This window comes from Kurthia populi (assembly GCF_042686175.1).
GTDB classification, from domain to species: Bacteria; Bacillota; Bacilli; order Bacillales_A; family Planococcaceae; genus Kurthia; species Kurthia populi.
The window spans coordinates 1-5,752 of the sequence record NZ_JBHUOR010000001.1; the positions used below are offsets into that span (position 1 = coordinate 1).

The window sequence follows — 5,752 nt, forward strand, 5'->3', positions numbered from 1 at the left end:
TACGAATAACAATATTGCGATTGTCGGTAATCAAATGAAGCTACCAAAATTAGGACTTGTAAAATTTGCGAAGTCGCGTGATATTGAAGGTCGTATTCTAAAAGCGACAATTAAATACAATGCGAGTGGTACGTTTTACGTGTCTGTCCAATGCGAAGTACCAGACTTTAAGCCATTGCCTCAAACAAATGAAGCTGTAGGAATTGATTTAGGTATCACCGATTTTGCGATTCTGTCTACTGGACGTAAAGTGGATAACCAACGCTTTACAGCCAAAATGGAGCAGAAGTTAAAACGGGAGCAGCGCAAGTTATCACGTCGCTACGAGCAAGCGAAAAAAGAGGGTCGTGATTTACGTGAGTGCATGAACTATCAAAAGCAACGTCGTAAAGTGGCTTGTTTGCGTGAGCGTGTTGCTTTTCAACGTGAAGATTTTTTAAACAAGCTATCAACGGCATTGATTCGTCAATATGACGTCATCTGCATCGAAAACTTAAATACCAAAGGTATGATGAAAAATCATAAGTTGGCAAAAGCGATAGCGGATGTGTCATGGTCTGAATTTGTGACCAAGCTAAAATATAAGGCAAAATGGCTCAATCGAAAAATTGTCGAAATCGACAGATTCTTCCCATCGAGCCAACTTTGTCATACTTGCGGTCATCGAGATGGCAAGAAACCATTAGATATTCGTGTGTGGACTTGTTCATCTTGTGGTACGACACTAGACCGAGATATTAATGCAAGTAAGAATATCTTAATCGAAGGGTTAAGACTTTTAAAGCAACAACCGTAGGAACGACGGGGATAGCCTACTAAAAAAAGTGAAGCCGCTGTNCGGTCTCTATCAGGCTTTCCAACTATTACGCTGCATTGACCAGGGAAGGGCCTTTTCGGTATCATCAGTGAGGAAGCTACAAGTAATTAAACGCTGTGCAGGAACGATTAGTATTTTGCACTTATGCGTATTACCGTCGTTTTACTTATTTGCTGAATTTGATGATGCACCCGGTGTTATTTTTGTCGGATTAATTGTGCCATTTGCATCGTTAGTCATTGCGGTGTTTGCTGCACTATTACAAAAATTATTGCAGGAAGCCATTGAAATGAAATCAGAAAACGAATTAACGATCTGAGGTGAGAGAATGGCGATTATTGTGAATATCGATGTGATGCTCGCGAAACGAAAAATGAGCGTGACAGAATTGTCTGAGCGTGTGGGGATTACGATGGCGAACGTATCCATTTTAAAAAATGGAAAAGCGAAGGCTGTTAAGTTTTCTACGTTAGAAGCCATTTGCGAGGCATTGGATTGTCAACCAGGCGATATTTTAGCCTATGAAAAAAAGAATGAAGAGAATTTGTGAACAATGTATGCTTTTAAAGCATGTTTTTTCCAGTAAAGTTTAATTTGGGGTTATTTTTTGTGACATTATGTCATATGATAAAGGTAATAATATGCCGAAAGGATGAGTTCAATGTTTGAAAAAATTCTTGTAGCAATTGATGAATCAGATTTAAATGCCAAAATTTTAGAGGCGGCAGCAGAGCTAGCTAGCTTAAATAACGGAATTGTAACGATTGTCAATGTACATCAAAATCCAATCGCACCTGCCTACCCATATGATGTCACACGTGATTATGTGAAAACGGTAAATGAAGGTTTACTAAAAGACAGTGAAGAACGTTTAGAGAAAGCGAAAGAAATCGTACTTTCGAAACATCCTGAATGCGTGATTGAACTCGTATCATTAGCTGGAAACCCAGCGGATAAAATGCTTGAGTATGCAGAAGAAACAAAGCAATCTGTCATTGTCATCGGTAGTCGTGGTTTACGTGGTTTAAAAGGAATGCTACTAGGCAGTGTCAGCTCGAAAATTGCACAGTTATCACCATGCCAGGTGCTTATCGTTCATTAAATAAACAAAAGGGAATTGCGTCTACTGCGCAGTTCCCTTTTTTTCGTAGTCTTTTCTTAATATGCTCATCACAATTTCATCCGAATAAACGCCATCCCACAGTAGTTTCTCACGTAAAATACCCTCTACTTGAAAACCAACTTTTTCATAACTACGCTTTGCATGTGGATTATGACTATACACTTCAAGCTGCAAACGGTTAAGCTTTAACACATCAAATACATAGCGGACAGCTAACAAAACAGCGCGTGTGCCATAGCCTTTACCGGTGTTTTTCATGCCAAGCATCGCAATACGAAAATAGGCGAGTTGATTGATTACATCTATTTCGACAATGCCACCTTCGCCAATCATCGTGTCATCTTCGCGTAAGCAGACTGCAAAATCTATGCGACTGTCATCATCCTCACAAGTCACAATATGTTGTCGTACTTGTTCTACAGTGAATAAAGAATGTGTGCCTGTTAAATAACGAATTTCTGGTTCGGTAACGGATGCATGAATCGCCTCGGCGTCTCGTGGTGTGACAGGACGTAAATAGAGTACCTCATCTTGTATGAGCATAGCGCTCGCTCCTTTTATATAATCGATTAGTTTTAACATAGCATAACCCTCTGATTTTGGTGAAATTCCTTTTTTAGATGAAACTAGTTGACGAGGTGAAAATACCATGTTATTATTTATCTAGAATTCAAGATAAATAATTTCAAAATAAATGAATTCGAGATAAAGAGGTATAATAATGAACTTTTTAAATAAATTATTCGGTAAAAAGGAAGAGGTAAAAGACATGGCAGAATTAAACATTGGTATTATTTTAGGCTCAACACGCGAAGGTCGCGTATCACCACAAGTTGGACAATGGGTAAAAGAAATCGCAGACAAACGCGGCGACGCAAACTACACCATTATTGATATTGCAGATTACGATTTACCATTACTAGGTACAGCAGAAGCACCAGGTGCACAAGCATGGTCAGAAATCGTTGCCAAACAAGATGGCTTTGTATTCATTACACAAGAATATAACCATTCAATTACGGGCGCACTTAAAAACGCATTAGATTACTTACGTGTTGAATGGAACAACAAAGCAGCAGGTATCGTATCATATGGTTCAGTTGGTGGTGCACGTGCAGCAGAACATTTACGCGGCATCTTAGGCGAATTATTAGTAGCGGACGTTCGTGTACACCCAGCATTATCATTATTCACTGACTTTGAAAATGGTGAATTCAAACCAAAAGAAGTTCAAACTGATTCAGTAAACCAAATGTTAGATCAAGTAATTCCTTGGTCAAAAGCGCTTTACACAATTCGTTAATTTATAAAAAAGCAGGTAGCGTCTTTATGACGCTGCCTTTTTTTGTTTTTCTCTACAGGACAGCAGATGATAACTTTACCTATCTAGAAAATAAGTGATAAGTGGATTAATCGGTTTTTCCGATAATTACGAAGCTTTTTTTACATGAATATTCTTGTTTTGGTGTCTTTTTTTAAAATATTATGACAATTTTAGCCGAATATTCGGCTAAACCTTCAAAAAAAACAGAAAATAGCGTAGAATAGGATTCATCATTATTCCACAAGGAGTGTATTACATTGACGACAACAGTTAAACGCGCTTATAACTTAAATGCAGGTCCATCAGCATTACCACTTGAAGTCCTACAAAAAGCTCAAGAAGAATTAGTAGACTTTAAAGGTGCTGGCATGTCCGTAATGGAAATGAGCCACCGTAGTAAAGAGTATGATGAAGTACATACGGAAGCCATCGCACGTCTTAAAAAACTTTATAACATTCCTGAAAATTACGAAGTGTTATTTTTACAAGGCGGCGCAAGCTTACAATTCACAATGCTTCCAATGAACTTCTTAAAAGAAGGTCAAACAGCTAGCTACGTACAAACTGGTTCATGGTCAGAAAAAGCATTCAAAGAAGCAAAAGTTTTAGGGAACGCTGTAATCGCTGCAAGCACAAAAGAGAACAACTACAAAAACATCCCAGCATTTGATGAATTAAATTACAATGCGGATGATGCATACGTGCATATCACATCGAATAATACGATTTTCGGTACAGAGTGGGCAGAGTTCCCAGACACTGGGGACGTGCCGCTTGTAGCTGATATGTCGAGTGATATTTTATCGAAGCCAGTAGATATCTCTAAGTTTGCGATGATTTATGCAGGTGCTCAAAAGAACCTTGGCCCTTCAGGCGTAACGGTTGTTATCATTCGTAAAGAATTCCTAGAAACAGCGTCAGAAAATGTACCAACTATTTTAAGCTACAAAACACATGCTGACAAAAACTCACTTTACAACACACCACCAACATTCGGTATTTATATGTTAGGTGAGGTATTAAAATGGGTTGAAGCACAAGGCGGTGTTGAGGCAGTAGCAAAACGCAATGAAGAAAAAGCTGCATTAATCTATGATGTTATCGATGCAAGCAACGGCTTCTACACAGGTCATGCAGTAGAAGGTAGCCGTTCACTGATGAACATTACATTCCGTGTAGCTGATGAAGAATTAGAAAAACAATTCTTAGCAGAAGCAAAAGAAGCAGGTTTTGTTGGCTTAAATGGTCACCGTTCAGTTGGCGGTTGCCGAGCGTCTACTTACAATGCCGTGCCATATGAAACTTGCCAAGCACTTGCGAACTTCATGAAAGATTTCCAAGCAAAGCACTAAACTTTCCTTTCTTTAGAGGTCAGACTTTGTTATAATAGATAAGCTTAATAACGAACGGAATATAAAAAACGACGTAACGCACTTTTGTGCGCTACGTCGTTTTTGTCGTTTCTGGAAGTCTTGAGGGAGGGAAACTTTTTGGACGTATATAAAAATTTACGTGAAGGGGAAAAAGGTGCTTGGGTTAGTATTTTCACGTATCTCTGTTTAAGTGCCTTAAAATTAACGGTTGGTGTTGTCGGAGGATCGGAAGCACTTAAGGCGGATGGTCTGAACAATACGACGGATATTATTGCCTCTGTTGCGGTACTAGTAGGGCTGCGTATTTCACAGCGTCCACCGGATGAGGACCATCATTATGGCCATTTACGTGCTGAAACAGTTTCATCATTGCTCGCTTCATTCATTATGGCCGTTGTCGGCTTACAGGTTGTTTTTAATGCGATAAAAAGTTTCTTTAGCGGTGAGCATGAGGCACCATCTATGCTAACTGCTATCGTCGCAATCTTTTGTGGTATCGTCATGTACATCGTTTATCTATATAATATTCGTCTCGCACGACGTATTAAAAGTTCGGCTGTCAAAGCGGCAGCGTATGATAATCGCTCGGATGCGTTAGTGAGCTTTGGAACAGCTATCGGTATTTTTGCTGCTATTTTTGGTTTCCCCATCATTGACTCAATTACAGCGGTATTAGTTGGTTTACTGATTATTAAAACCGCCTATGATATTTTTGTTGAGGCTGTGCATACTTTAACGGATGGCTTTGATGAGCATGAGTTAGTAGAAATTAAAACGCTTATTCAACATGTAAATGGAGTCATTGAGGTAGAAGATATGAAAGGGCGTATGTCTGGGAATATGATGTTTTTAGATGTTACGATTACGGTTGATCCTAAAATGGATGTGGTCCAAAGCCATCACATTACAGAAGTAATCGAGGGCGTTATTCGTGAATATAACCCGTTTGCGGTGACACTTGTTCATATAGAGCCGGCTGATTATGCTACAATATAAGAGAACGAATTTTATATAGGAGCATTCCTGTTAGAAGGATTTTCAGAGACTTGAAAACAAAAAAGCCCTCCTGTATGATGCTTGAGTGTCAACTGGCATTGACGCGCATAATATACAGA

The 5,752-nt window shown here is 39.1% G+C and carries 7 protein-coding genes and 1 pseudogene; 7 read left to right on the plus strand and 1 reads right to left on the minus strand.

What is annotated here, in order from left to right; genetic code table 11:
• The 4 genes and pseudogenes from ACFSY7_RS00005 to ACFSY7_RS00020 form a co-directional block, all read left to right on the plus strand.
• Positions 1-796, plus strand: a 796-nt coding sequence (locus tag ACFSY7_RS00005) for an RNA-guided endonuclease TnpB family protein (RefSeq protein WP_380146382.1), incomplete at its 5' end; no start/stop codon positions are given.
• Between the two features lie 46 nt (positions 797-842).
• Positions 843-1,136: pseudogene (locus ACFSY7_RS00010) on the plus strand (DUF2975 domain-containing protein); the annotation flags it as partial.
• Positions 1,137-1,145: 9 nt separating this feature from the next.
• Positions 1,146-1,367 (plus strand): helix-turn-helix domain-containing protein, encoded by a 222-nt coding sequence (locus ACFSY7_RS00015; RefSeq protein ID WP_126991495.1) that lies wholly within the window; start codon positions 1,146-1,148, stop codon positions 1,365-1,367.
• 111 nt (positions 1,368-1,478) lie between these two features.
• The gene (locus tag ACFSY7_RS00020) at positions 1,479-1,919 is read left to right on the plus strand and encodes a universal stress protein (protein ID WP_126991494.1); all 441 of its coding nucleotides are present in this window, start codon (positions 1,479-1,481) and stop codon (positions 1,917-1,919) included.
• Positions 1,920-1,940: 21 nt separating this feature from the next.
• Here the strand turns inward: ACFSY7_RS00020 and ACFSY7_RS00025 are convergent, their stop codons facing one another.
• Positions 1,941-2,483, minus strand: coding sequence for a GNAT family N-acetyltransferase (locus ACFSY7_RS00025; protein ID WP_380146383.1), 543 nt, complete (start codon positions 2,481-2,483; stop codon positions 1,941-1,943).
• 178 nt (positions 2,484-2,661) lie between these two features.
• Here ACFSY7_RS00025 and ACFSY7_RS00030 point away from each other — a divergent pair, with 178 nt between their 5' ends.
• The 3 genes from ACFSY7_RS00030 to ACFSY7_RS00040 all read left to right on the plus strand — a co-directional run bounded on the left by ACFSY7_RS00030 (position 2,662) and on the right by ACFSY7_RS00040 (position 5,633).
• Positions 2,662-3,243 (plus strand): NADPH-dependent FMN reductase, encoded by a 582-nt coding sequence (locus ACFSY7_RS00030; RefSeq protein ID WP_126991493.1) that lies wholly within the window; start codon positions 2,662-2,664, stop codon positions 3,241-3,243.
• A gap of 278 nt (positions 3,244-3,521) precedes the next feature.
• Complete coding sequence (serC, locus tag ACFSY7_RS00035; RefSeq protein WP_126991492.1) at positions 3,522-4,616, plus strand: 3-phosphoserine/phosphohydroxythreonine transaminase; 1,095 nt, start codon at positions 3,522-3,524, stop codon at positions 4,614-4,616.
• A gap of 138 nt (positions 4,617-4,754) precedes the next feature.
• Positions 4,755-5,633, plus strand: coding sequence for a cation diffusion facilitator family transporter (locus ACFSY7_RS00040; protein ID WP_139995682.1), 879 nt, complete (start codon positions 4,755-4,757; stop codon positions 5,631-5,633).
• Positions 5,634-5,752 lie beyond the last annotated feature (119 nt).

Excerpts from the sequence above, each read along its gene's own strand:
- ACFSY7_RS00020 (WP_126991494.1), top strand. The coding sequence starts at position 1,479 with ATGTTTGAAAAAATTCTTGTAGCAATTGATGAATCAGATTTAAATGCC.
- ACFSY7_RS00030 (WP_126991493.1), top strand. The coding sequence starts at position 2,662 with ATGAACTTTTTAAATAAATTATTCGGTAAAAAGGAAGAGGTAAAAGAC.
- ACFSY7_RS00015 (WP_126991495.1), top strand. The coding sequence starts at position 1,146 with ATGGCGATTATTGTGAATATCGATGTGATGCTCGCGAAACGAAAAATG.
- ACFSY7_RS00025 (WP_380146383.1), bottom strand. The coding sequence starts at position 2,483 with ATGCTCATACAAGATGAGGTACTCTATTTACGTCCTGTCACACCACGA.